This window comes from Bacillus sp. HMF5848 (assembly GCF_003944835.1).
Classification (GTDB): domain Bacteria; phylum Bacillota; class Bacilli; order Bacillales; family HMF5848; genus HMF5848.
Map to the genome: position 1 here is coordinate 2,737,546 of NZ_RWIV01000001.1, position 25,996 is coordinate 2,763,541.

Consider the following 25,996-nt stretch of genomic DNA (forward strand, 5'->3'; position numbering starts at 1 on the left):
TTAATCACATACTTTCATGGAATGTTCTGTTGATTACATCAATCTGTTGTTCACGAGTTAATTTAACAAAGTTAACAGCGTATCCAGATACACGAATTGTAAGCTGAGGATACTTTTCTGGGTGCTCCATAGCATCCATTAACATTTCGCGCTCGAACACGTTAACGTTAATGTGGTGACCTGTTTGTGATGCATATCCATCAAGGATTGCTACAAGATTGTTTATGCGTGTATCTTCGTCTTTTCCAAGAGCACCTGGTACCATTGAGTGTGTTAATGAAATACCATCTAAAGAATGCTCATATGGTAATTTAGCAACTGAGCTTACAGATGCTAAAGCACCTTTTGTGTCACGACCATGCATTGGGTTTGCACCTGGTGCAAATGGTTCGCCTGCTTTACGTCCATCAGGAGTGTTACCTGTCTTCTTACCATACACTACGTTTGAAGTGATAGTTAAGATTGATTGAGTAGGAATCGCATTACGGTATGTTTTATGCTTACGAATCTTATTCATGAATGTTTCAACTAAGTCTACAGCAATTTGGTCTACACGATCATCGTTGTTACCGTATTTAGGGAAGTCCCCTTCGATTTCGAAGTCAACTGCTAAGCCGTTTTCATCACGGATTGTTTTTACTTTCCCGTATTTAATCGCACTTAATGAGTCAGCCACAACCGATAAACCAGCGATACCGCAAGCCATTGTACGAACTACATCTTTATCGTGCAATGCCATTTCAATTCTTTCATAGCTGTATTTATCATGCATGTAATGAATGATGTTAAGAGCATTCATATATACACCAGCAATCCACTCTAACATAACATCATATTTTTCCATTACTTCATTATAATCAAGATATTCAGAAGTGATTGGTTGATACGTTGGCGCTACTTGTACCTTTAACTTCTCATCTACACCACCGTTGATAGCATATAATAATGCTTTTGCAAGGTTGGCACGAGCACCGAAGAACTGCATTTGCTTACCAATGCGCATTGCAGAAACACAACATGCGATACCATAGTCATCGCCATACTCTGGACGCATTAGGTCATCATTTTCATATTGAATAGAGCTTGATTTAATACTCATTTTCGAACAATACTTTTTGAAGCCCTCAGGAAGCTTTGTTGACCATAAAATTGTTAAGTTTGGCTCTGGTGCCGGTCCTAAGTTATCAAGTGTATGCAAGAAGCGGAACGATGTTTTTGTTACTAACGGACGTCCGTCATTTGACATACCAGCAATTGATTCAGTTACCCAAGTTGGATCTCCGCTAAATAATTCATTGTATTCAGGAGTACGTAAGAACTTTACAATACGTAACTTCATAATGAAGTGATCAACGATTTCTTGTGCTTCTTCCTCTGTGATCACGCCATTCTTAATGTCGCGCTCGAAGTAGATATCTAAGAAAGTAGATACGCGACCTAAACTCATCGCAGCACCGTTTTGCTCTTTAATAGCAGCTAAGTAACCAAAGTATAACCACTGCACTGCTTCTTGAGCTGTTGTAGCAGGCTTAGAAATATCATAGCCATATGCTGCACCCATTTGCTTTAATTCTGCTAATGCGCGTGTTTGTTCTGAAAGTTCTTCGCGAAGACGGATAACTTCTTCAGACATCGGTTGGCCTTCCATTAATTTTAACTGCTCTTTTTTATCAGCTATTAATTTATCAACACCATAAAGAGCAACACGACGGTAGTCACCGATAATACGACCACGACCATATGCATCTGGAAGACCTGTTACGATCCCTGCTTTACGTGCCATTTTGATTTCAGGTGTGTAAGCATCGAATACACCTTGGTTGTGTGTTTTACGATAATCTGTAAAGATTTTTTCTACTTGTGGGCTCAACTTGAAGCCATATGCATCACAAGCATCTTTAACCATTCTAATTCCGCCGTACGGTTGGATAGAACGTTTGAAAGGTGCGTCAGTTTGAACACCTACAACTTTTTCTAATGTTTCATTTAAGTATCCAGCTCCATGTGAAGTAATGGTGGATGGAGTTTCTGTATCAACGTCAAGAACATCACCATTTTCGCGCTCTTGCTTTGTTAGTTCCATTACTTGCTCCCAAAGCTTTGTTGTTGCTTCAGTTGGAGCAGCTAAAAATTCTTCATTACCCTCATATACTGTCCAGTTGTTTACGATGAAATCACGAACATCAACACGAGATTGCCATACACCAGTTTTAAAGCCTTGCCACGGATTTTTAGTTTCGTTTTTTTCAATTGTCATAACCATTTGGTATCACCCTCCGATATTTTTATCATAATTCGGGTCGCTATGTTTTGCTGTGAGGTTTCTCACATTTACACAGTGACAACTTTATGAACAAATCCACTTTCTCACTTTTATCAGGTTTCTAACATTACCACAGTGCAAACTTTGTGAACCTATTCACATATATATTTTCAAAAAAAGCGGAGTGCTTTATATCATCCCGCTTTGTTCTTGATATATAAATCGTACCAGTTTTTTAGAATAAGTACAATATATTTTTTGAAATATTTTTTGACAAATTTGTGATACAGGGTTGTTAAAATCATATTTATCAACCTGAAACTGTTATATAAGAACAGAACCAAAAACTATAACAGACTAATACAGATGTCTTTTTTAGTTTTATTTTTAAAATAAAAAAAGCCTCTCTTTTACATAATTCTCATACAAAACGTTCGTAAGCCGCATTCTGTTCATAGTGTGCTATAATCGGACAGTATATGCCCTCGCACAATATGGAGAATCATCTATCTCACAGCTTAAACTGTGGCGTCCTTTTGGTTCAATTCCCGCCAGACGCTTCCCCTACCAAATTTGGGTTTCTCGCTCGTGGGGTTTACCTCGTTCCACCTTCAAAATTTCTCTTGAAGCTCCGTCACTGTGGCACTTTCAAGGTATTGGCACCATATCCAAATCGGACTTAGGTGCGGTCCCTGCCGTCAGTCCATACGTTTATGGACTGCCCAAGCTTACTGTTTCGCTTGGCACGAACACTACAGGCATCGCAGCCTGTGCGAGTACGGACTTTCCTCACAAAGCTTAAAGCTTTGCGCGATTCTCTCACGTTTTGTATGAAATTTTATATAAAAGAAAAGCTTTATTAATTAATGTGTCGTTAAGATGTGACAAAATCCATGTTATCATATTACAGAAATCAGTTCAATGTAAGTTATTGGAATTTTATCCGATCACTTTTTTAATTGTGTAATGCAAAATATCCGGATAAGTCTCAAACGAGTAACCGCAATGAATTCTTTCTGTCCATTTATGTGGGTCTCTCCCAAAAGGACCTACATTCATGACCGGTGTTTTAATGGTAGGTAATTTAAAAACCTTCTCGGTTACATTATTATTATATGGCATATTCTTTGAGAGCATGCGCCACTCATCATTTGATACATTAATATTTATAAAGCTTAAATCCGATAATCCATTGAAGTATTTATTTTCAACAAAATGAATATTATAAGTGTCTCTAGCGTAAGTTTTTATTTCGTTTAATGTCCCCTTAACTAAAGAGTCGTTACTTGAACAAACCGCAGGATAATATGGCGCAGCTAGAAATACAACAAGCATTGGTGCATACTCATGACAAAGTGATGCTATATACTCAGCAAACTTAATTGTCATTTCATTATCAGATATATTTTCATGATTAGCTTTAATTAAATGCTGTCCTCGTAACACTTCCTGCTCACCATGCTCTGCAACAGCTAAATCATACAATTCCGAAAACGTAAATACTTTAATTGAAGAAAAGATGTTTGCTCGCTCCTGTAGTTTCTCCTTATAAAAATTGCTTATATTTGAACTAGCCTCTATTGCAACTTTTTTCAAGTCATTAATAAGAGTGGGTAAGTTCTTTTCCATCATCATTATATTATAAAGTGCTGCTGCAGCATGAGGAGTTTGTACTGAATAATCTGTTTTTAAATCTTTTAAATATAAGTTAACTGGTGGTGGTGTAACCTCCTTAGCAATTGTTTCACAGAACTCTGTATTAAGCTCAATATGTCTATTTACTTCAGAAATCATATAATTTGCACTTATACCCCCGAACGGCTCACCTACATGCGTTTCTGTTCCGTAACTTAAAAACCCCGCTAGAATCTTACCAATTGAACCGGTATAAATATAATGAGTATCATCTTGTGGATATCTTGCAAACATAGGTTCTGAATTTATGCACATTTTGTATTGCAGTGACCATCTTTCGGCTAAGTCAAGAAGCACCGGAACAGCTGCTACCATGCCTGCTGAATACATCTCTTCGTCAGGGACCGTTACGAGCAGCACATTGCCATTAAACTCTCCGTTACATGCTTTCTCTATCATTGAAAGCTGAACGGTTAAGCCTGCTTTCATGTCTAAACTACCTCTACCGAATAGCCACTCATCCTTTAAATCCTCTTTCACATGGTCAGGTAACTTATCTATGTGTTGATAAAATTGTTTTGTTAATTCAACCGTATCAAATGCAAGATTTTTCCACTCCCCATAATCTTCTATACCCACTACATCGAAATGACTTAACAAAATTACAGTGTCAGCGACCGTTGGCTCATTCTTAACAAGCGCCGTTAAGAATTGCCGTCCGTCTGCTAATGGATGAAGCTGGACATGATTAGGGTTTTGTTGAAAATATGGTATTTCTAATAATTGGTAAAATAAATATTCTGGGAGCACAACCTCTTCATAGCTACCTGTCACACTGTTGTATTGTACGAGTGTATGCAATAAGTCTACCATTTGTTCTTTAGTTTGCCACTTCGTCATCGTCGAGCCCTCCTTTTTTGTATTTTAATTTTTTCTAATTATTCTGTAAATAAATAAACCTATAGTATTATATTTTTAATAATTCTTGTCTCGTGATACCATTTATTTAGAGATACGAAATTAGGATAAGGGGGCTCTATATGAAATCTATTTTATTTTCAAGTTATACAATAAAAAATGTTGAACTAAAAAACCGTATCGTTATGGGACCGATGTGTATGTATTCGTCACATAACGAAGATGGGATGGTAGAAGATTGGCATATGACTCACTATGTAAGCCGCGCAGTTGGTGGGGTTGGACTTGTTATGATAGAGGCCACAGCTGTTACAGCACAAGGACGTATTTCCCCGCAAGACTTAGGCATTTGGAATGATACCCAAATCGAAGGTTTGCATAAGCTAGTACAGCAGTTACATAACAACGGGGCAAAAACAGCCATTCAATTAGCGCATGCTGGGAGAAAAGCAAATGTAGACGGCACTATCATTGCACCTTCTGCAATAGGGTTTAGTGATGCTTACAAAACACCTTCTGCTATGACAATAGAAGACATTAAAGAAACAGTTGAAGCATTTAAGGTAGCAGCTGAGCGCTCCAAGCAAGCCGGCTTTGATATAATAGAATTGCATGGGGCACATGGATATTTAATAAACCAGTTCTTATCACCGCTATCTAATAATCGTGACGATCAATATGGTGGATCTGCAGAAAATCGTTATCGTTTTCTTCGAGAAATTATAGAGGCTGTTAATGAAGTGTGGGATGGTCCGTTATTCGTTCGTGTTTCTGCTACAGATCACCACCCTGATGGATTAACAGTCGAAGATTACGTAACGTTTTGCACATGGATGAAAGAACAAGGGGTTGACTTGATTGATGTTAGTTCAGGCGCTTTAGTGCCGGCCAAAATTGATGTATACCCAGGATATCAAATTACGTTAGCAGAGAAGATTCGCAATGAATCCCAAATTGCTACTGGTGCTGTTGGTTTAATTACAACGGGGATTCAGGCTGAAGAAATAGTCCACAATAATCGCGCTGATTTGGTTTTCGTAGCAAGAGAATTATTACGAGATCCTTACTGGCCTAGAACTGCCGCTAAAGAGCTAGGCGTTAAAATTGCACCACCTATACAATATGAACGAGGCTGGGTTTAAAAACAAAGTTCCTTCATGACTAATTGAGGCTGAATAGCTACTTCAGATTGCACGGGGATGAAAAAATGCTTATTTAACAAGTTATACAAAAAACTACTCACCAATATTAGGATGAGTAGTTTTTACCTTTTTGGAATCTCTGTTTTATAAAAATCCTTTGCCATGCTTGTATTTTTAAAGATTTCTTTTGCTTCTATTAAAAGCTGTTCCTCTTCGGCAGGTTGATATCGTGAACTGATATGCGTCATGATTAGTCTTTTAGCTTGTGCCTCTAAAGCTATCGCCGCAGCTTGTTTTGCTGTTGTATGAAAATAATTATATGCAATTTCAGCCTTATCTTCTGCGAAGGTCGCTTCATGTACTAACACATCAGCTTCTCTCCCCAACCTAACTGAGGCATCGCAATATCTTGTATCGCCAGCTAATGCAACAATCCGACCCTTTTTTGCAGCTGATAAAAAATCCTCGTTACGTAACACAGCTCCCTGCCATTCAACAGTGCTACCGTTTTTTATTTTCTGATACATCGGCCCTGGTGGTATCCCTAGTTCTTTTAATTTATCAACTAACAATTCTCCCGGTAAATCCTTTTCAATTACACGATACCCAAACGACGGTATACCATGCTGAAGTCGAATAGCTTCAACTTTAAATCCAGAGTCTTCATAAATAATTCCTTCTTCAATTTCCTTCACATGTAACTCATATTGCAAATGTGTTTGACTGACTGCTAAAGAAGTTTCAATAAACGATTTAATGCCTTCTGGCCCAAATACTGTTAATGGTGTATTACCACCTTGAAAGGAACGGCTACCAAGCAGCCCTGGTAGTCCAAAAATATGATCACCATGAAGATGCGTTATATAAATATGTTCAATTCGTCTAGGACGGATGTTGGTATGTAATATTTGATGCTGTGTTGCCTCCCCGCAATCAAACAGCCATACAGCACCGCGCTCTTGAAGCATGGATAACGCAATCGCTGATACGTTTCGCTGCTTTCCTGGTACTCCAGCTCCTGTCCCAAGAAATATTAACTCCAATGTGTTGACTCCCTTCATTTTGGTTAACACTATCTTATATTAATCTTTACAATATCTCAACGGCACAATAATGTATACTAATATGTGAATGTTTTTTAGTAAGGAGCGAAGGAATATGGAGAATATCCAAGTTATTATTTTTGATTTAGATGGTACATTGTATGAAGACACACATCACTTCGATTTTTATGCACAGCGTATTAAAGAGTACCTTCCAGATGAAAAGCAGAGTGTTTTCGAACAAGATTATGAAGCAGCTGTGAATGGTAAACATACGTTAGCAATTGGGATGGTGTACGATGCTCAGGAAGATTTAATATTACGCCAAAATAAAGGCTATGTTATAGAAGCATATTCATGGGACGGCTCCTCACTATCTGAGTCTGATGTTGTAAGTAAATATGGTGAGAAAATCGTATTTGATAGAGAGCGTATGTTTAACGTAGGGGATTTATGGTGGATACCAAATGCAATTGGACGCCACTATGGTTTAGGTAGAGAAGAAACTTATGAAGCATTTTTAAAAACACGGGAATATATGATGACGCCAGAATTTGTTATGAAGGAAAATAAAGAATTTGTTTCCACTTTAGAAAAACTTAGTCAAACTAAAAAGCTTGTTTTGTTAACAAATAGTCCTCAGCCTGACAGTGAAGTTATTGTCTCTAAATTAGGACTTTCCGATGTATTCGATCACAAGATTTTCAATGGCAAAAAGCCGGTACATACGCTACAGCACTTTAAAGCTATTCAAGAAAAATATAGTATTGACTATACCAATATCTTGAGTGTTGGTGACAATTATATTAATGAAATTTTACCTGCCCGTGAATTAGGTTGCCCGACTATTCTAATTGATTCGCATCAAATCGGCGAAGACGACCATGCTGATTATATAGTTTCAAATATTGCAGAAGCAACAAAGATTCTGCAAACACTTATATAATTTGTTTAGATATAAAGCTGCTACACCATTTTAATGGGTGTAGCTTTTTATTGTCTTAAGAACTGACACTGACACTCCCATACCTGAAGGAGATGGGCTTTCCGTCCGTGAAGTTCTGTAATGTTTTTTTCGCTAAACTTCTTTAATAATAGTACGTTCTATATTAAAGTAGAGAGTGGTATTCTTTAATAATATGAAACCACCATTTATCTTACGAGAGGTGCACACAATGAATGTACTATCGAGGTTATTTAATTTACATACTATTCGTCGTCAATTACGTTTTTGGATGACTTTTTCTATATTATGTATTTGGGTTGCATGCGCCTCCTCTTACTATTGGATAGAAGTAAAAGAAGGTACAAGTAATTTTCTAGACTATTTAGATCATACTACTAAATTACAGCATATGTATATTGAAAGGTGGATGAATAGTCGTAGTGCTGATATACAAACACTAGCAAGCAATCCTTCTATACGTAAAATGGATGAAATTACTATACAAGAGTTTTTAAATAATACTTTAGAAAATCAAAGCGATTTTAATGCCCTTCATTTTATTAATACGAAGGGGGAAATCTTGTATACCACTGATGATATGAATAAAACGAACAATATAACTGTAGAAGACCGAGAGTATTTTAAAGAATCCATGAGAGGAAACACATATAGCTCTGATGTACTAAAAAGTAAGATAAATGGAGACTATTATTTGTTCTTCTCCTCCCCTGTACGCAACTATTCTAAAGACATTATTGGGCTAGTTTTAGGTGCTGTTAAGATAGATGCTATTAATAAGGTTCTTAATGAAAGTAATTTTGGAAACACAACAGAGACATACTTAGTAAATCTTGATGGTTATCTTCTTACAGAATCAAAATATATTAATGATTTGATAAAAAACGGAGTCGTTGAAGAAACAGCAAGACTAAATATACAAGTTGAATCCGATATTTTTAAAGCAGCATTAAATAAAGAAGATGTTACATACGCGTATAAAGATTATCGAGGAACAAAAGTATTCGGTTCATACCACTTTACGAATCATGGCAAATGGATTGTTATTGGAGAAGTTGACAAAAATGAAGTGTTAGAGAAAATTAAACGTGACGTATTACTAATCAGCCTTTCATTCTTATTAATCATGCTATTTATTCTTCTACTCATATTAAGATTATCAACTAACCTTGAAAGACCGATACATGAATTGTTAAAAGGAGCAAAAGTCATTCAAAATGGAGTATATACACATAAAATTAACTTAAAGCAGTATACGAATACTCCTAAGGAATTAGCAGAGCTTTGTGAAGCATTTAATCAAGTAACTACGACAATTGAGGAGAATTTCTCTCAAATCGAGACAAACGAACAGCGTTACAAGGCACTCTTTGATAACAATCTTGATGCTGTTTTCTCGTTAAATGAAAGTGGCTGTTTTACATCTGTTAACCCAGCATGTGAGCTTATGAGCGGATTTAGCAAAAATGAGCTTCTTCATATTCCTTATAGTAAACTTATTGCCCCAGAACACTTATCGTTAGCTAACTCAATCTTTTCGTCAAGTATGAGTGGTCAACCAGAATACGGACATGTTACATTAATCCATAAAAACGGAGATCAAGTCTATTTATCAGTTTCTACTATACCTATTATTATAGATAATAAAATTATAGGCATACATTGCATTGCAAAGGATATAACAGAGCAGAAGTTAGCTGAAGAAGCACTCACAAGAGCATATAATCAGCAGCATGCTATTTTGGATAGCATTACAGATGCTTTTATTGCTCTCGATCATGATTGGCGTATTATTTTTATGAATCAAGAAGCAGAGCGATATACAGGTAAAGATGCTAGTAAACTATTAGGTAAAAATTTTTGGGATGAATTCCCTGCTCTCATCGGAACAAAGTTCGAAGAGGAATATCGTAAAGCTTATAACGAAAATGTCTACACTAGATTTCAAGAGTATTTTCCAAAGTCTAATGCTTGGTTTGATGTAAGAGTGTATCCTTCCAGCGAAGGATTATCAATCTATATTTTAAATATTACTGAACAAAAACAAGCTGAAGAAGCTCTAAAGGATAGCGAAGAAAGATTCCGACTCCTAACAGAAAACTTGACAGACATTATTAGTAAGCATCACATCGATGGTACATTCACCTTTGTTTCAAAAGCAGTTAAACATGTGTTAGGGTACCGACCAGAAATGTTAATGGGAACTCAATCGTATGAATTAATTCATCCTGATGATAAACATAAGATTCAGACGTCACATAAAAAAATACTAGTAACAGATGACGTCAGTACACCAACATACAGAATGAAGCATGCTAATGGGCACTACATTTGGGTTGAAACTACAACAAAGAGTTTGTTTCACCCTTTAACGGGTCAGCCTGAAGAGATTATTTCGGTTACACGTGATGTCACACAGCGCAAAGAATATGAGCAAGCTATTAAAGAAAATGAAAAACGCTTTAGAGCTATCTTTGACCATGCCGGTATCGGGATTGCACTTGTAAGTATGGACGGTTTTGTTATTAACAGTAACCGTGCACTAGTTCAATTGTTAGGCTACGAAAAAAAGGAGTTAGAGTATTTATCCTTTAGAGATGTCACACACCCTGATGACTGCGAAACAGACTTAAGCCTATTTCGCAAGTTAGCACTTCAGGAAATCGAGTCTTATCAAATTGAGAAACGATATATCCGTAAAGATGGTGCAATTATATGGGCACGCCTAACAGTCTCGATTGTGCACGATGAAAATAACCAGCCTGAATATGCGATTGGAATGATCGAGGATATTAGTACGCAAAAAAGAATAAAAGAAGAGTTAGAGATTAGTAAAGAACGCTATAAATCGTTGTTCTCAAATAACAGTGATGCTGTTTTTTCTATCAATATGGATGGTTACTTAACTCAAGTAAATCCAAAGACGTCAGAGCTAACAGGTTATTCAAAAGAAGAGTTAAAAAAGATGAAACTCTCTTCACTTCTTCAATCAGAAGATGATAAACGAAATGCCCTAATGGGATTGAGAAAAATAAAGGAAGGTATCTCAAGCACTTTAGAAGTCGCCATTACACACAAGGAAGAGTATCCTGTGCATGTGACAGTTACTATTATCCCTATTATTCTTAACGAAGTAGTAATCGGCTTATATGGTATTGCTAAAGATATTACTCTTCAAAAGTTTGCGGAGAAATCTATTTCTGATGCTAAAAAGCGCGTAGAAAATATATTAGAAAGTATTAATGATGCGTTCTTTACAGTCGATCATAGCTGGAATTTTACGTACTGCAATCATACAGCTGAACAACTCTTAGAGCGGTCCGCTACAACTCTTATAGGTAAAAATATATGGGAACAGTTTCCAGATGCGATTGGTTCAACATTTGAATATAAATACAAAAAGGCGATGACTGAGAAAAAACAAGTTGAATTTGAGGAATACTTTATCCCTCTTAATAAATGGTTTAGTGTAAGAGCCTATCCTTCAACGGAAGGATTGTCGGTTTATTTTATTGATATAACTTCTCGTAAATTTATGGAGGATGAGTTACGCGAGAATACCGAACAACTTGACTCAATCATAAAAACATTACCGAATGGTGTTGTTATCACCGACACACTAGGACAGATAACATTTGTAAATGATGCTGCTTGTCGTATCCTCCATTTAACTAGGAAGGATCTGATACATAAACAATTCCATGGGCCTACACTCGGTTGTAAATCATTAGATGGACGACTCTTTGATATGGAAGACCATGTACATTCAAAAGTAATGAAAACTAATAGTGCGATTGTAAATCAAGAAATGATATTTACAACTGATAGGAATGACGAAGTTATTCTTTCGCTTAGTGGTGCACCCCTTCACGATACGGAAGGAAACATAAAATCAGTTTTAATAACTATTACAGATATAACAAACCAGAAAGTTGCCGAGAAAAAACTTATTGAGCTTAATAAAAAGCTAACAACGTTGTCTATGATTGATGGCTTGACAGGTGTATACAATAGAAGAACATTTGATGAGCTCTATAGTGATGAATGGAAAAAAGCAAAACTAACATCAAAGCCTCTTTGTTCAATTATGATAGATATTGATCACTTTAAAAATTATAATGACACATACGGTCACCAGGGTGGCGATGATTGTTTAAAGCGAATCGCCAACATTCTTAACACACACACTAACAAGCCTGGGAATTTTGTGGCACGTTATGGAGGAGAAGAATTTATAATCATTTTAGCAAACACAACAGCGGATGAGGGGCGAGATGTAGCAGAACGTATTCGAAAAGATGTAAAGAAACTACAAATACCGCATAGGACATCAACAGTGAGTGATGTTGTTACGGTTTCTATCGGTGTCGCCTCTCACACCCCACACTATTTTGAAGAAGCAAAAAAATTAATTGAGCATGCAGACCGGACATTATATTTAGCAAAGCAAACACGAGACAAAGTATCTGTGTATAAAAATAGAATATAGATTACAAGTGGAAGTGCAAAGGTTAATCTTTGCACTTTCTTTTATTTACATAGTAATGGTGCTTATTCTCATTAAATCGTAAAGGCAGGTTCAAATACTTCAGCTAATCTCAGGCAATCTTCTATACTATTACCTAGTGACTAGTGTACATTTCATCTCTTCATCCGCAAATGAACAAGCCATAATACTGCTATGTTAATAGTATGTAAAAAAGGAGGTGTATATATGTATCACGACTCTCATCATACACACCATGATTGTGATTGTATGAAGCCATTTGATCATAAGGATAAGGCAGGTTGCTGTTGTATTGTTATCTGCTTTGATTGTGATTGTAAGCCTAAACACCATCGTCCTTGTAAAAAGAAGCATTATAAGAAGCATGACTCATATTACTATGATTATGACTATGAAGAATCTTATAAAGAAAAATACGAATACTGCGCTTGTGTCTCTTGTAAGAAAAAGCGTCATCGTAAATATAGTTTCAAATATTAAATTTAATATTTTTAAAAAAGAAAGGCTGGGACATAAGTGCTGGCACCTCACTGAACACACATATGCACGCGCTTATTTATATGGCGCGCACAATATATGTCGTTGGGTGCCTGGCTCTTTGCTTTGTCCCAGCCATATTTTTTCTATCCACTAAAAGCCTCAAGAATCTCACATACATCATCCAAGTTAAGATCCTTATCTTTCGGTGTATCATCCTTTATATGCGAATATGCTTCTGATTGATTTTGCACATATCCTGGTTGTTGAATTAATTTCTTCAAATCATATATTTCTTGAAGAATCGTTTGGGAATCGATATTCGTTTTTCTTGGTTTAAAATATTGGTTTAAAGATGAATATATTAGATGCATTAAAGTCTGATTAGTTGTATGATACTCTATTTGTTGCTTAATTTTAGGTGAAATCTTTACTGTTTCTCCTGTTTTCACATCAATAAAACTATCCGGTATTGATAACACCACTTTATTTATATAATCGGTATACAAATCTTTAGCCATTTTCATCAACCTTTTGATGTGGTTACATTTAATTTTTGCGTATGCTGTTGACGCAAGTAATTCATTTTCGCTAAAATTAATAACCCTATAACATTTAATTTCTCAAGGTTCTCAGGAAAAAACAATTCTATTGGACGACCCTTATCTGCCCAGGTAACAGCTGCCTCTTGTATTTGTTTTTGTGCTAGCTTCGCAGCCCCTCCAACAGCTATATATCTAACTGCCCCTTTCACTTCGTTTGAACTGCTCCTAATACGGTCAAAGTGCTCGAGATATTGAATTGCCATCGCCTTTAACTGCGGAGTTACATACTTACTTATATCTTTACGAACACCTGCAAATGGTTCAACATACCACTCCGATTGCCCCGCACTAAGCTTTTCCTCTAGCTCTGCACGCGAATCAAATATATACAGTTCATTTTTGCTGACTTTTCTAATAATGTTATCTAAAAACGTGTTAATACCAAATGGTTCTCCTTCAATAGATGCCACAGGTTTGTCATGTTTAATACCGACAAAATCTACAGAATCACCACCTAAATCACCAATAATAATACCCTTACGTGAATCCTTCACTAATGAATCATCTTTAATATTAAGTGTTTGCAAATCACGAGTTAATCCAATATAGGCACAAGCTCCTTCAGCACCCACAATTACATCACAAATTTGTAGTTTAACGACGACTTCTTTTGGTTCCGGAACCCCTGGCACCTTATGAAGAATAATGGTATGAGTTCCTATTAGACGTTGTTTAAGTACAGCTTTTTTCTCCTTAAATTGTGTAGTTGGCAAAGAAATGGCTAACTGATCAACCTTATAATGAATATCATTATTTATATCATTCGTAATTGCAGCATGATAGGCTGCAATGCTAAACAAAAGTGTATATGTGCGATCTTCATCTGCTTTTTGATTATTAAACGACGTCAAACTAACATTCTTCTGTCTTGTAGCAGATTTCCCAACATAAAACACTTCTCGTTTATCAATTATAGCTTGACTTTTTACTTCAACAATTAAATTTTCTTCAAGACTCATATCTTCTTCATCATATGGCTTCTCATAAAACTCATCATCGAACAGAGCCACTGCATTCGGCATCTGGTATTCGTGCAAAACTCCTTTATTAGACGCTAGTACCTTATACCAGCTGTTTCCTAAGTCAACAGCAAGGAAATTTTCTTTATTCATAGACATCTACCTCCTCCTGTTGAATGGTATGATAGTACACATTAAATGGTGCAAGTACCCAATTACCTTAATGATTCTATCAGCTATTAATAAATCCACGTTTACCCTCAGTCATATATCTAGTCTTACTATTAATCCTTGCATAAGATACAGTGTGTAATAAAAAATTTAAAAGGAGGATTTTAAATGCATAAAAGAGACAACAATCATTGTATTGATGTAAATGTATCAACATCTATTGAACAATGTGAAAATGACAATATCTTCCCTTTCCGTCGTTCATTTCCTAACTCAATTTTCACCACTGTTCCACTTACAGATTTAGAAGTAAATACAACTTTAGCGGCAGATATACACTTTCCTCATCCCGTATTAGAAATTAAGGACGTAAAAAAACGTATCAAAATTGTTCAATGTAAACTATTATTGCCATCTGAAAATTTCGACAATGGATTCGGGAATGATCAAGATTTTAGACTTGTGATTAAAGGCTTTGTTCGCAAAAACTTTCAATATGCCTCTCCAGAGCCATATTCTGAAGGAAACAAATGTGTATCATCAACAATGAAGTCATTTACAGTAGATATGCCATTCCAATGTGTAACAACTATTAATGAATTCGCAAATCAACCACAACTACCTATAGCTAATAGTCGAAACGAGTTTGACTTCTTTAGAGCGCAAGATTTAGGTACTGGTCATCCTGAAAAAGACCAATTTTTATCTAGTGACATTTCGCAGTTTCATCAAGATAGTACACAAGTCTACAATCCGTTCCCGTTTTGTGAGATTTTATTTAGTAGAATGACAGAATATGATGAAGCAATTGATCGTATGCCGTTTAAAGGCAATGAACCATATGAAGAAGGATATTTCCACACTCTTTCTGAGAAAGTTTTCCTTAGATTTGGAATTAGAGTCCTACAAAAGCAATTAGTTTCCCTGAATGGTTTCCCCCCTAACGGCGACAATGCGTAATATTCAACAGAACTTAACAAGTGGCTATCCATAGGATAGCCACTTTTTTCTACATTTGTACTAGTTACCTAAAGTAATTCCGCAAACACCCATAGGCTGATACCTATACATAGTCATTTATCATGCATACGATGCACTATATTTTGTATTAAGGAGGACCATAACAAATGTCAAAAAAACACAATGAACCAATAGATCATTCATTTGTGCCCGAAGGAAAAGCAGAATTACACCATTTAGAGAGTCATTCTCACAAGCATCATCCTCGTGTTTGCTTAGGCAAAGTAATTACAAAGGTTCCTGTTATACTAGCTGAACTTGATTTACAGATTAATATGGATGCCACCATTACATTTCCGGAGCCGGTATTAGAAATAAAAGACATAAAAAAACGAGTAAAACTCACACAATGTCGTCTACTACTACCAACTAATAAACTATTTATTAAAGGCTTTGTTCGAAAAAATATTCAGTATGCGAGCCCATGCCATGACATACAGCCATCAGACTCAACTTCTATCGCATCTGACTTACATTCTTATACTGTTGACATACCGTTCCAATTAATTACTGAGATCAAAGATTATATTACTCATCCCGTTATGCCAATTATTAACGAACGTGAGGAGTTTGATTTTTTCATATCTAAAAAGCTGCCAACAGGTTTTCCTGAAAAAGATGAATTGTTGACAAGCGACTTGTCTCAATTCCATCAACAAAGTAAACAATTTTACAATGAACTACCATTCTGTGAAATGATTAGTAGTAACATTATCGAATGGGACGAAGCAATTGATAGAATGCCATTACCTAATCACTCTCCCATTCATGAGGGATATTTTACAAAGATAGAAGAAAAGATGGTACTCGATATTACTGTTCGTATACTACAAAATCAGCAAATCAGAGTTACTTCAATTACAAATGATGACAATGATGATTGCTGCTATGACAACGACTTAATATAGTCAGGGCTATTTCAACAGAGGGTTTAATGTGAAAATCGATTCAAAATGTTGCACAACTTTATAGGCAATGCATAGTATATGTTGCACTCGAATAGAAAGGAGGAGAACTAGAGGTTATCCCTCACTGAGCATATGAGTAGAGATATTATCAGCAACTTATTTAATAGGAGCACAGCATTTCAAATCGAAGTGGGAGAAGTCAATCAAAAAAAAGATAATACTATTAATGAACCTATCGGCATGCAAAATGGTTCTATCGAAGACGATACAACTCTCTTCTTCCAGCCTTTTCGTTCTAATGATATTTCTCCTCCTTTACTATTAAAGCCACCACACATAAAAAGTCGAGAAATAAAACAGAGTCAGGCTGACCATTTAGCGGAAAGTATTTATAACGAATACAATGATAATATAAGCAACGATAATACAATACTTCAAAATGAAAATGAACAAAACAACTTGGAAGATCGAAGTACCATAGAGCATGATGAGAATGAAATTGCCAAAATACAAACCTCAGAATATCAAGAAGAAGCTTTGCATGATGCCGAAGCTTCAAAGAGCGAAGCCTCAGAAATAAGTACAAATGTGGAAAAATCGATTGAACACACTGTAGATGAAAGTCAAGCAGATGCTTTACATTTAGAGGACGGAGCTTCGAATGAAACTAATGATACACACAATTCTGAACGCACAAAAGAACAAAAGCTACCAAAGCAAGTATATGAGGGGATTAACAAGTATTTCAATCAATCTCAATGCGAGAGCAATGTAACTGAAGAACCACTGGATACAGAACGTACCAAAAAGATAAAATATCCTAAGCGAGTGGATGAAACTGAACTTAACTATTACTATAAAAAAGAAGCAAAGAAAAAACAAACTAAAGGTTCTGTTATTAATGATGCTGCAGATGATGTGCATTCGGATGATTTAGATGAACGAACTGAGCAAAATAATTATGACGAAGATAGCAGCCAAAACCCTATAATACTACCTAAAAGAGTTGAAGAACAAATAGTCAAAAATACGAACAATGATCAGACAGAACAGATAAATGAGAAAGCAGACTACCTTTCACCATGTGAAGAGAAACATCAAAAGAAACGAACAAACAACTTTCAAACATATAATGAAGTGATAAACTACACTAAAGTCAAGCTACCAGTATTACTAGCTACAACTGTCATAGAAGTAAATATATGCAAAACAATCGAATTACCTATTAAGATACAAAACGTATTAAATATAGATTGGTCAATTAAAGAATTCAATGGGAAAGCTGTTTTACCTTCAAATGCAGTATTTTTCAAAGGCCTGTTTGTAGCAAATATACAATGTGTACCAACTAGCATAGAACAACCTATACAGACAATTCATGTCCAAATTCCATGGGATAATGTAGTTTTTATTGAATGGTTTCATGAACCTCACGTACCAAATTATGAGCACTATGAATACACGTTTCAAACAAAGAATCATGACGTAAGTTATCATCGTGGACAAATGCAATCCTTTGCAGATGATATAAAATTTGAAATAACCAGTGTAAAAACTGTGTGGCACGAAAATTTTATAGGAACAGACACACAGTGCAACCTAGACCTCACCGGTCAGGCTAAAGTATTAATTGATTGTTATCAAAAACAATCTATAAACATAGATAATATCAACTAAAGTCATATTCAGGTAAAGCTTCCTATGTACCCAACAAATTTTGTAGTAAAAAAGGGAATCTCATCGTTGAGATCCCTTTTTTTCACTTAACATTACATACTAGCTCTACGAATAGCTTGTTTAAATCTTTCAAGTGCAGTTTGTCCTTCGTTTCTTTCAACTGCTCCAGCATCGTCTGCTGTTGATCCACCACCATGAGGCGTGTCATCAATTGTAATTTGTTGTCTTTGCCATAACTTAAATAATAGGAGTACTTCCATTTTTTCTGTAATCTTACTGAATCTACCAAAATGATCAAAATCTTTATACAAATCTACTTCTTTTACCGCAGAAGCAATCATTTTACATTCTACTGGTTCATTATAGATTTCAAATGATAAAGAACCACCTGTACAGCGATCGGCACTATGACCATCGTCAGCCAATTCTCTTAATTCTAACGTAGAGTTTTTCAAACTGTACTGTAAGCCTAGCGGATACACCACTGGATTTCCCGTTGCTGGCCTGATGAATACTGTTTGATTACATGTGAATGGTACATCAACAGCATAATCCTTTACATACCCCGTATGATGCTCCACATATTGAATATTTTTGTGAACAACACCTGTAAGGTATAGTTTTAATGTAAAGCCAGTCGGGTCTGCTGCAGATTCAACTGTCTTACACTGTTTAAGCGAAACGTTCTTACGAATGTTCTTAATTTCTCTGGCTGCTGTCGGGAGGTAAATATCAGCTTCTACGTCTGCTTCTACTAACAAATCTGTTAAAGGTACACGTGCATCAATAACATCCGTACTTAATCCTGTTGCTAATAGTGCTGGAGAGATAGGAAGATTAAGGCAATCAACACGCTTAGTATCAGCGTATTCGTTTGGCATTTGTGGCGGACAGCCATCATGCTTATTATTACCAGTATTTTTCATCATACATTTCCACTCCTTTTTAATTTTTTCAAAAGCAAAGAACGACAATACACGCATCTTTACTTTCGACTTACTAATGGTATATGTAAGTTGAAAGGAGTTGGTATAGACTAGTACCGATAGACTTATACATATTTTTATATTAATCTAGTTCGTTATCAATCGTTTGGTGTGGATAATTCACAATGAGGTTATCTTGTGAACCAACCAAGTATAATATAAATCAAAATCGGGATTTCACTTTTAATTAATGTTTATTAGACATTTCTACTAGTTTTTGAAAGAACTTTCTTTAATCAAGAACATTACACCATCGTAGTAAAATTAATAATCATAGAGGGAAAATGATGGACATTGCATTACTTTTCAAGGAGTTATTGTAAAATATATGTACTTTTGTCATCTTATGAGATGTAGAAAAGACAAGCAACATAGTTTTCGACCATCCTCTTTTAAATGGTCTCAATTGTAGAATTGAAAGAATGATGGTGGGTGAACACGTTCAATTTTTCATAAAGACAATAGCTTCAATGTTAACGTAAGCTATTGTCTTTAAATTCAGGCACACAGCAGATACGTTTCTACTATGTATTTATTTTATTAACTCTGTTAAACTTTGTTGTTGATTTTCGCTACATTGCGCTCGCTTTCCGCGGGGTGGCCGTGAACCTCCTCTGCGCATGCGCATGCAGTGTCTCACGCCTGCCACTACATCCCGCCGAGGCCCGCACGATGCGGGTCAGAAAGATATTGCCACAGGGTGTGGCGCTCTTAGTCTTTCGTCTTCTATCGCGCATTTCGCTGGTATCAATAATATTAAAAAATCAACACTCACCTTTAACAGACATACATGCAAATAAATTGGCACATATATCAATGAAATAAAAGTTATCCACAGTTATTTCAGGATAGAGCCATTTTATTAATACGTCGTTATATAATGATTGCTTAACTTATAAACCACACCAAACTCAGGCAAAAATTGTTCGCCAGTTTTTGATTTTAATCGCTCTGGATAATGACTATGAAGCGGAATTAACAAAGCAGGATCTAACTCATCAACAATATGCTTTAAATGCTGTGGAATTGCGTGTCCACTCGTACCGATAACAACATGATTAAATTGTACAATGCTAAGAATTCGCTTCAGGTTTTCATATGCAGGGTCAAACATTCCTAATGGCACACCATTCGAATGGATGTAAATACCACCGCCTTTAAGATCTAACATTTCGAGGGCGTTATCATAGCTATTCTGAAGAAAGAAATGTTCAGGATTTTCATTAATAGTGTGAGTATGATAATTTGTCACATTACTTAACAGTTCTTCTTTCCATGCAGGAAGCTTTTTACTATGAATTTGTGCAGCTGTTTCACTAGATACATACACACCGTAATTTGTAGTTTCAGGTATCAACTTGTATGCTAAATACGCTGTCTTCGGTTCGAATATAGTTAATCGATTTGCTTGTTGTCCTGCATTAATCATCCCTTTAACACGATCAAGGTTACGGTGATATATATTAAAAACAGCCCAATCACTTGTTTTTCTAAGCTCTTCTGCAACAACTGAAGGAATTGTTAATTCTGTTAGCATATCTTCTGGTATACTATCATCTGCAAAAATATCCTCATCTGCCAATTCATCAACAGAACGTAACGTTGTTCCTTCCATGATCACGACATCATAAGTTAACTCTTTTGCGCGATGAATAAACTCTTGAATTCGTTTCGGCTGTGCTCCGTGCATTCGCAAATCTCCTGTATATAATATTGATGTATCTGGTGTTTGTATATGTAAAGCACAGGCACCTAACACATCATGGTCTAATACTAGAGACGTTACTTGGATATCTCCTACTTGAATTGGTGAATTGTACGAGCAAGCATGAAGTAATGGTTTTCTACCTGGAACAGATTCTTCTAATGTCTCCAGTAAATTATATAAGCGAAGACTTTCGTCTGTCATATAGACTGGAATAGATGGCGCAAGAAAGCCAATTGCTCCCATATGGTCTAAATGCAAGTGGGATACAAACACAGCCGTTTGTCGTTCATCTTCGTCTGCAGCCTTTATTTCTGTGAGGTTTGTTAAATCATCTTTTGCATATATACCATCTATTGCTGGTATAAGGCCTAATCGAAGATAATCACGTACATAAGCTGTTTCCCTATGTTTTATTTGTCCATCAAAAATGTTATTGGCTGGATTGTAGGTTAAGCCAAAATCAAAAATAACACGTGCATCCTTGTATTGTACTGTAACAACTGTTCCTCCAATAGAACGTAAACCACTATGAAATTGAATAGATGTCTCTGACATATAATCACCTCGAAAAAAGATAGAAAGGAACCTTTTTATAGGTTCCTCTCTATATCATTATTTTAATTCTGCTTCAGCAGCAGCTTGTGCATCTGCTAAGCCTTGCTCCACTGTTTTTTGTCCAAGTAAAATGTTATCAATTTCTTTGGCAATGGCATTTTTCATACCATATGCACCAACTACACGTGGGTCATAAAAACCCGCATCAAATTGTTGCTCTCCTACACCATAAACAGGGTTAGCTTCTGTATAAGCTTTCCAAGCATCACTTTCTAACGCAGAATAACGGATTGGTAGATAACCTGATTTCTCAGCCCAATATGCTGTATTTTCTGTATTAATTAGGAATTTAATGTATTCCCATGCCGCTAATTTTTCTTCATCTGATGCAGAGTTAAATACAGTTACATTTGTTCCAGCAAATGGAGTAGCTGCCTTCTCACCTGAAGGTAAAACACTCGCAGACCATTCAATATTTCCTTCAGCGGCACTAGCTACGTAAGGAATTCCGGCAGATGAACCAATGTACATGGCTACATCACCACGACCGAATGGATTTGACATATAACCATCTTCACCAGCAAGACGTGCTACACCTTCATCGATCATACCTTTAATGAAGCTAACTGCTTCATTTGCCTCAGGAGAATTCAATTTAACTTCTTTCGTATTTTCGTCCATTAATTCTCCACCCGCTTGCTCAATAAACATGTTAATTTCTAGACCGATAGAGTTTTCGAATCCCATACCAACTACTTTTTTACCATCTTTTTCAAAGGTTAATGCTTCTGCTGCCGTACGAAGTTCTTCCCAATTTGTAGGAACTTGTACACCTTTCTCTTCTAACAATCCTTTGTTATAGAATAAAATACGAGTACTTTTGTTAAATGGCATACCGTAATATTTACCATCCCACATATTTGCTTCACGGAAAATTTCTACTACGTCATTTAATTCATCAGTAGACCAACCATATTGTGGGTCATTAATGTAAGGAGTAAGATCTGTCACAAGATTATTTTGTAAATATTCAGTAATCCAATCTTCATATGCTTGAGACATAACTGGTAACGTTTTTGCTTTCGCTGAAGCCATTACTTTTTGTGAAAGGTCGCCATAGCCACCTTGGTTCACAAGTTTTACTTTAACAAACTCACTTTGAGCGTTGAAATCATCGGTAATCTTTGTTAAAGCCTCTTCATGACCGCCACTCATAGCGTGCCAAAACTCAATTTCTACTTCTTTGTCAAGAACTGTTTGAATACCTGTTGGTGCTGTTTCTTCTGAAGCTGCTTCTTCATTGCTTGTGTCTTCTTTTGGTGCATCTTCTTGATTTTCTGAAGCTTGCTCATTCCCACAAGCTAAAAGTCCCATTGCAAGTATTGACGTAAGAAGTAAAACTAACCATTTTCTCATTGATTGTTACCCCCAAAGTTATTTTGTTTAATTATATGTTTAATGGCATTTTGCCAATAAAACCGTTAACCTTTAATACCAGCTCGTGCAACACCTTCAATAATATACTTTTGTAAGATTAAATATAAAATAACCATTGGTAGTATAATCATTGTTGATGCTGCCATTAATAGCTCATAAATGGTACCAGCTTCAGTGCTAAATTGTGTAAGCCCAACTGGTAATGTTCGCATCTCTTTTGAACTTGTTACTATTAATGGCCATAAAAAGGCGTTCCAGCTACCAATTGCTTTTAATAATGCAATTGTGATAAGAGCTGGTTTAGCAAGCGGGACCATAATAGTCCATAAATATCTAAAATTACTACATCCGTCTATTTTCGCAGCGTAGCCAAGCTCCTTAGGAATTCCTAGGAAAAATTGACGCAGCAAGAAGATTGCAAATATACTTGCTAGCCAAGGTACGATTAAAGCCTCATAGCGGTCAATCCAACCAAGATTAGAAAGGGTGACATAGTTAGGAATTAATAATACTTCTCCGGGTACCATCATGGTTCCTAATAACACTGCAAACACAACATCCTTGCCGTAAAACTGAATCCGGCTAAACGCGTATGCCGCTAAAATAGTTGTGATTAACTCCCCTATCGTACTTAATATAGTAACGAGGAAGCTATTAAACGTATACCTCGCAAATGGTGCCATAGCCCAAGCTTCCGCATAGTTATTCCACTGCACATCAGATGGTATCCATTGTGGTGGCATAAGCATAACCTCATTAGCAGGTTTCAATGAGGTGCTAACCATCCAAATGAACGGTAAAAGCATCAGTAATCCGCCGATGGTTAGTAATATATATATAAAACTTTTAGACAGTGCATCTCTCATCAATACTCCTCCTCTGTTCCTTAATACGTAACCTTGCGCTTCCCAACATAAAGTTGTACAAGCGTAAAGATAAAGATTACGAGGAATAGAACATAGGCTGCTGCAGACGCAATCCCAATCTCCCATTCGTTATAAAACTTCTCAAAAATATAATAAACAACTGTCTGGGCACTGTATGCAGGTCCTGGCTTTCCATTGAATAAAGCAAACACTTCATCAAATACTTTAAAGGAATTGATGATTGACACGATAGATATAAAAAACGTTGTCGGCGATAAAAGTGGCACTGTAATATTTAAAAATCGATGCCAAGGTTTTGCTCCATCAATTCGTGCTGCTAAATAATATTGTTGATTAATAGTTTGTAAGCCAGCTAAAAAAATTACAATATTGTAACCTAGCCCTTTCCATATACTTAATATGATGAGTGCTGGCATAGCCCATTTTGGGTCTGTTAACCATTGAATAGGAGTTATTCCTAAAAAACCTAGAAAATAATTTAACAAACCATAATCCGTATGAAAAATCCAGCGCCACACAATTGATACTGCCACTACTGACGTAACAAACGGTATAAAGTACACGGTGCGAAACAAGCCTCTTAACTTTATATTGGCATTCAGTAAAAGTGCAATACAAAGTGAAATAATAATAGAAAGAGGTACAACTCCGACAACAAATACTAATGTATTTTTCATAGATAACCAAAATTCTTGGTCGCTAAAAATATAAACAAAGTTATCAAAGCCACGCGCTAATACAATATCATTAAAATAGTCATAATCTATGTAAAAGCTCATTAAAAAAGACTTAATAATAGGATAAATGTTAAATACGCCTAAAATAATAAGTGCCGGCAACAAATATAGAAGAGCAGTCAGGGTACTTTTTATAGTTGGTTTTTCAATCAACTTTGCACCCTCCCATCATACCTCCGTATAAGTTCCTCCGTTTTTGTATCAAAAACATACATATTGTTGATTTGAAGATGTACTGTATCACCTGGTTTGCCTGTAAATTTCGTAGAAACGAAAGCTCTTATTGATTTATTATTAATTGTCGCGGTAATTAAAGTATCTCTTCCAATTCGTTCAACAAGCTTTAGCGTTACTGGCAATGTGTTTTCTGAAGCTTGGTTTGCTACTGTCCAGCTTTCTGGTCTTATTCCTATTGTAAGTTGTTTTCCGTCTATTCTATCAGGTAGCAAAAAGTGAAGTTCTTTATTTTCGACAACAAGCTTATTTGATGGAGACTGGTACTTGCCTTCTAATATGTTAATAGGAGGAGTGCCCATAAATTTTGCCACGAAAAGATTACTAGGGTTCTCATACATATCTTGAGGCCCTGAGAATTGCTGATATTCTCCATCCTTCATAAGTAATATGTGATCTGAGATACTCATCGCTTCTTCTTGATCATGCGTGACAAAAATTGTTGTAATACCTACCTCTTGCTGAATACGACGAATTTCTTCGCGCATTTCCAAACGAAGTCGAGCATCTAAATTCGATAAAGGCTCATCTAGCAATAACAGTTTAGGTTGCTTTACTAACGCACGAGCAATTGCCACACGTTGCTGTTGTCCTCCAGAAAGCTGACCTGGTTTTCTATTAACTAAATGATCAATCTTAACTAATTTAGCCATTGCCATAGCACTCTGTTCTGCTTCTGCTCTTGCGACTTTTGCCATTTTAAGTGGAAACATTATATTTTTTAATACAGTCATATGTGGGTATAAAGCATAATTTTGAAAAACCATACCAATCTCACGATTCTCTGGCTCCACTTTATTTACAAGTTGATCTCCAAAATAGAGTTGTCCTGCTGTTGGTTTATATAGACCTGCAAGCATAAACAATGTAGTACTCTTTCCACATCCGCTTGGTCCTAACAATGATACAAGTGAGCCTTCCTCAATTGTCACGTTCAATTTGTTAACAGCCGTAACATCCTGGAATGCCATCGTAAGGTCTTTTAATTCTATCCTCACGTAAAACCCTCCTCTGTCTCTCTAACCTCAAGCCAACAATTTATATTCTAGTTGTTTTTTGCAAAGGTCATATAAACAAGACGTAAAGTTCGTATTAAAAAATGTAAAGACTTGTCGTAAAATGTAAATTTTTTGTCAGCGTATAGAGTATTTAGTAATACATTT

At 36.1% G+C, this 25,996-nt stretch carries 18 protein-coding genes and 1 other RNA gene; 7 read left to right on the forward strand and 12 right to left on the reverse strand.

The features are described from left to right. Nucleotides 1–4: 4 nt before the first annotated feature. The 3 genes from pflB to EJF36_RS13170 form a co-directional block, all read right to left on the reverse strand. Entirely contained in the window at nt 5–2,257 is a 2,253-nt protein-coding gene (gene pflB / locus EJF36_RS13160; RefSeq protein ID WP_125908383.1) for a formate C-acetyltransferase, read from the reverse strand. A 438-nt stretch (nt 2,258–2,695) separates the two neighbouring features. Next, nucleotides 2,696–3,089, reverse strand: an RNA gene (gene rnpB, locus EJF36_RS13165) — RNase P RNA component class B. 113 nt (nt 3,090–3,202) lie between these two features. Then, on the reverse strand, nt 3,203–4,798 hold the full coding sequence (locus EJF36_RS13170; protein ID WP_125906756.1) for a M20/M25/M40 family metallo-hydrolase: 1,596 nt from the start codon (nt 4,796–4,798) through the stop codon (nt 3,203–3,205). A 140-nt stretch (nt 4,799–4,938) separates the two neighbouring features. Between EJF36_RS13170 and namA the strand changes: the two genes are divergently transcribed. Continuing rightward, nucleotides 4,939–5,958 (forward strand): NADPH dehydrogenase NamA, encoded by a 1,020-nt coding sequence (namA, locus tag EJF36_RS13175; RefSeq protein ID WP_125906757.1) that lies wholly within the window; start codon nt 4,939–4,941, stop codon nt 5,956–5,958. Nucleotides 5,959–6,080: 122 nt separating this feature from the next. Here namA and rnz read toward each other — a convergent pair whose 3' ends face one another. After that, complete coding sequence (rnz, locus tag EJF36_RS13180) at nt 6,081–7,001, reverse strand: ribonuclease Z (protein WP_125906758.1); 921 nt, start codon at nt 6,999–7,001, stop codon at nt 6,081–6,083. A 115-nt stretch (nt 7,002–7,116) separates the two neighbouring features. Between rnz and EJF36_RS13185 the strand changes: the two genes are divergently transcribed. The 3 genes from EJF36_RS13185 (at nt 7,117) to EJF36_RS13195 (ending at nt 12,952) form a co-directional block, all read left to right on the forward strand. Beyond that, a complete protein-coding gene (locus EJF36_RS13185; protein ID WP_185806910.1) occupies nt 7,117–7,947 on the forward strand; it encodes an HAD family hydrolase in 831 nt (276 codons plus the stop codon). Nucleotides 7,948–8,176: 229 nt separating this feature from the next. Next, a complete protein-coding gene (locus tag EJF36_RS13190) occupies nt 8,177–12,454 on the forward strand; it encodes a PAS domain S-box protein (protein ID WP_185806911.1) in 4,278 nt (1,425 codons plus the stop codon). Between the two features lie 225 nt (nt 12,455–12,679). Continuing rightward, a complete protein-coding gene (locus tag EJF36_RS13195; RefSeq protein WP_125906761.1) occupies nt 12,680–12,952 on the forward strand; it encodes a hypothetical protein in 273 nt (90 codons plus the stop codon). A 143-nt stretch (nt 12,953–13,095) separates the two neighbouring features. On the opposite strand, the gene EJF36_RS13200 is transcribed toward EJF36_RS13195, so the two are convergent. Both EJF36_RS13200 and EJF36_RS13205 read right to left on the reverse strand, forming a co-directional pair. Then, nucleotides 13,096–13,470, reverse strand: a complete 375-nt coding sequence (locus EJF36_RS13200) for a hypothetical protein (protein ID WP_125906762.1) — start codon at nt 13,468–13,470, stop codon at nt 13,096–13,098. A gap of 5 nt (nt 13,471–13,475) precedes the next feature. Beyond that, a complete protein-coding gene (locus EJF36_RS13205; protein ID WP_125906763.1) occupies nt 13,476–14,666 on the reverse strand; it encodes a ParM/StbA family protein in 1,191 nt (396 codons plus the stop codon). A gap of 186 nt (nt 14,667–14,852) precedes the next feature. Between EJF36_RS13205 and EJF36_RS13210 the strand changes: the two genes are divergently transcribed. From EJF36_RS13210 to EJF36_RS13220, 3 genes are all read left to right on the forward strand, one after another. Further along, nucleotides 14,853–15,644 (forward strand): CsxC family protein, encoded by a 792-nt coding sequence (locus EJF36_RS13210; protein WP_125906764.1) that lies wholly within the window; start codon nt 14,853–14,855, stop codon nt 15,642–15,644. Between the two features lie 167 nt (nt 15,645–15,811). After that, nucleotides 15,812–16,612: a CsxC family protein gene (locus EJF36_RS13215; RefSeq protein ID WP_125906765.1), complete on the forward strand. Its 801-nt coding sequence runs from the start codon at nt 15,812–15,814 to the stop codon at nt 16,610–16,612. A gap of 132 nt (nt 16,613–16,744) precedes the next feature. Then, on the forward strand, nt 16,745–18,289 hold the full coding sequence (locus EJF36_RS13220) for a hypothetical protein (protein ID WP_125906766.1): 1,545 nt from the start codon (nt 16,745–16,747) through the stop codon (nt 18,287–18,289). A 92-nt stretch (nt 18,290–18,381) separates the two neighbouring features. Here the strand turns inward: EJF36_RS13220 and EJF36_RS13225 are convergent, their stop codons facing one another. From EJF36_RS13225 to EJF36_RS13250, 6 genes are all read right to left on the reverse strand, one after another. Beyond that, entirely contained in the window at nt 18,382–19,218 is an 837-nt protein-coding gene (locus EJF36_RS13225) for a CsxC family protein (protein ID WP_125906767.1), read from the reverse strand. A 919-nt stretch (nt 19,219–20,137) separates the two neighbouring features. Then, on the reverse strand, nt 20,138–21,538 hold the full coding sequence (locus EJF36_RS13230) for an MBL fold metallo-hydrolase (RefSeq protein ID WP_125906768.1): 1,401 nt from the start codon (nt 21,536–21,538) through the stop codon (nt 20,138–20,140). 57 nt (nt 21,539–21,595) lie between these two features. After that, entirely contained in the window at nt 21,596–22,954 is a 1,359-nt protein-coding gene (locus EJF36_RS13235) for an ABC transporter substrate-binding protein (protein WP_125906769.1), read from the reverse strand. A gap of 65 nt (nt 22,955–23,019) precedes the next feature. After that, nucleotides 23,020–23,841 (reverse strand): carbohydrate ABC transporter permease, encoded by an 822-nt coding sequence (locus tag EJF36_RS13240; RefSeq protein ID WP_125906770.1) that lies wholly within the window; start codon nt 23,839–23,841, stop codon nt 23,020–23,022. A 20-nt stretch (nt 23,842–23,861) separates the two neighbouring features. Beyond that, complete coding sequence (locus EJF36_RS13245) at nt 23,862–24,752, reverse strand: carbohydrate ABC transporter permease (RefSeq protein WP_125906771.1); 891 nt, start codon at nt 24,750–24,752, stop codon at nt 23,862–23,864. After that, entirely contained in the window at nt 24,749–25,831 is a 1,083-nt protein-coding gene (locus EJF36_RS13250) for an ABC transporter ATP-binding protein (RefSeq protein ID WP_125906772.1), read from the reverse strand. The genes EJF36_RS13245 and EJF36_RS13250 overlap by 4 nt, the downstream gene beginning before the upstream one ends. Nucleotides 25,832–25,996: the final 165 nt, after the last annotated feature.

Excerpts from the sequence above, each read along its gene's own strand:
- EJF36_RS13170 (WP_125906756.1), bottom strand. The coding sequence starts at position 4,798 with ATGACGAAGTGGCAAACTAAAGAACAAATGGTAGACTTATTGCATACA.
- EJF36_RS13195 (WP_125906761.1), top strand. The coding sequence starts at position 12,680 with ATGTATCACGACTCTCATCATACACACCATGATTGTGATTGTATGAAG.
- EJF36_RS13210 (WP_125906764.1), top strand. The coding sequence starts at position 14,853 with ATGCATAAAAGAGACAACAATCATTGTATTGATGTAAATGTATCAACA.
- EJF36_RS13215 (WP_125906765.1), top strand. The coding sequence starts at position 15,812 with ATGTCAAAAAAACACAATGAACCAATAGATCATTCATTTGTGCCCGAA.
- EJF36_RS13185 (WP_185806910.1), top strand. The coding sequence starts at position 7,117 with ATGGAGAATATCCAAGTTATTATTTTTGATTTAGATGGTACATTGTAT.
- pflB (WP_125908383.1), bottom strand. The coding sequence starts at position 2,257 with ATGACAATTGAAAAAAACGAAACTAAAAATCCGTGGCAAGGCTTTAAA.
- EJF36_RS13225 (WP_125906767.1), bottom strand. The coding sequence starts at position 19,218 with ATGATGAAAAATACTGGTAATAATAAGCATGATGGCTGTCCGCCACAA.
- EJF36_RS13240 (WP_125906770.1), bottom strand. The coding sequence starts at position 23,841 with ATGAGAGATGCACTGTCTAAAAGTTTTATATATATATTACTAACCATC.
- EJF36_RS13205 (WP_125906763.1), bottom strand. The coding sequence starts at position 14,666 with ATGAATAAAGAAAATTTCCTTGCTGTTGACTTAGGAAACAGCTGGTAT.
- namA (WP_125906757.1), top strand. The coding sequence starts at position 4,939 with ATGAAATCTATTTTATTTTCAAGTTATACAATAAAAAATGTTGAACTA.
- EJF36_RS13220 (WP_125906766.1), top strand. The coding sequence starts at position 16,745 with ATGAGTAGAGATATTATCAGCAACTTATTTAATAGGAGCACAGCATTT.
- EJF36_RS13230 (WP_125906768.1), bottom strand. The coding sequence starts at position 21,538 with ATGTCAGAGACATCTATTCAATTTCATAGTGGTTTACGTTCTATTGGA.
- EJF36_RS13200 (WP_125906762.1), bottom strand. The coding sequence starts at position 13,470 with ATGGCTAAAGATTTGTATACCGATTATATAAATAAAGTGGTGTTATCA.
- EJF36_RS13190 (WP_185806911.1), top strand. The coding sequence starts at position 8,177 with ATGAATGTACTATCGAGGTTATTTAATTTACATACTATTCGTCGTCAA.
- EJF36_RS13235 (WP_125906769.1), bottom strand. The coding sequence starts at position 22,954 with ATGAGAAAATGGTTAGTTTTACTTCTTACGTCAATACTTGCAATGGGA.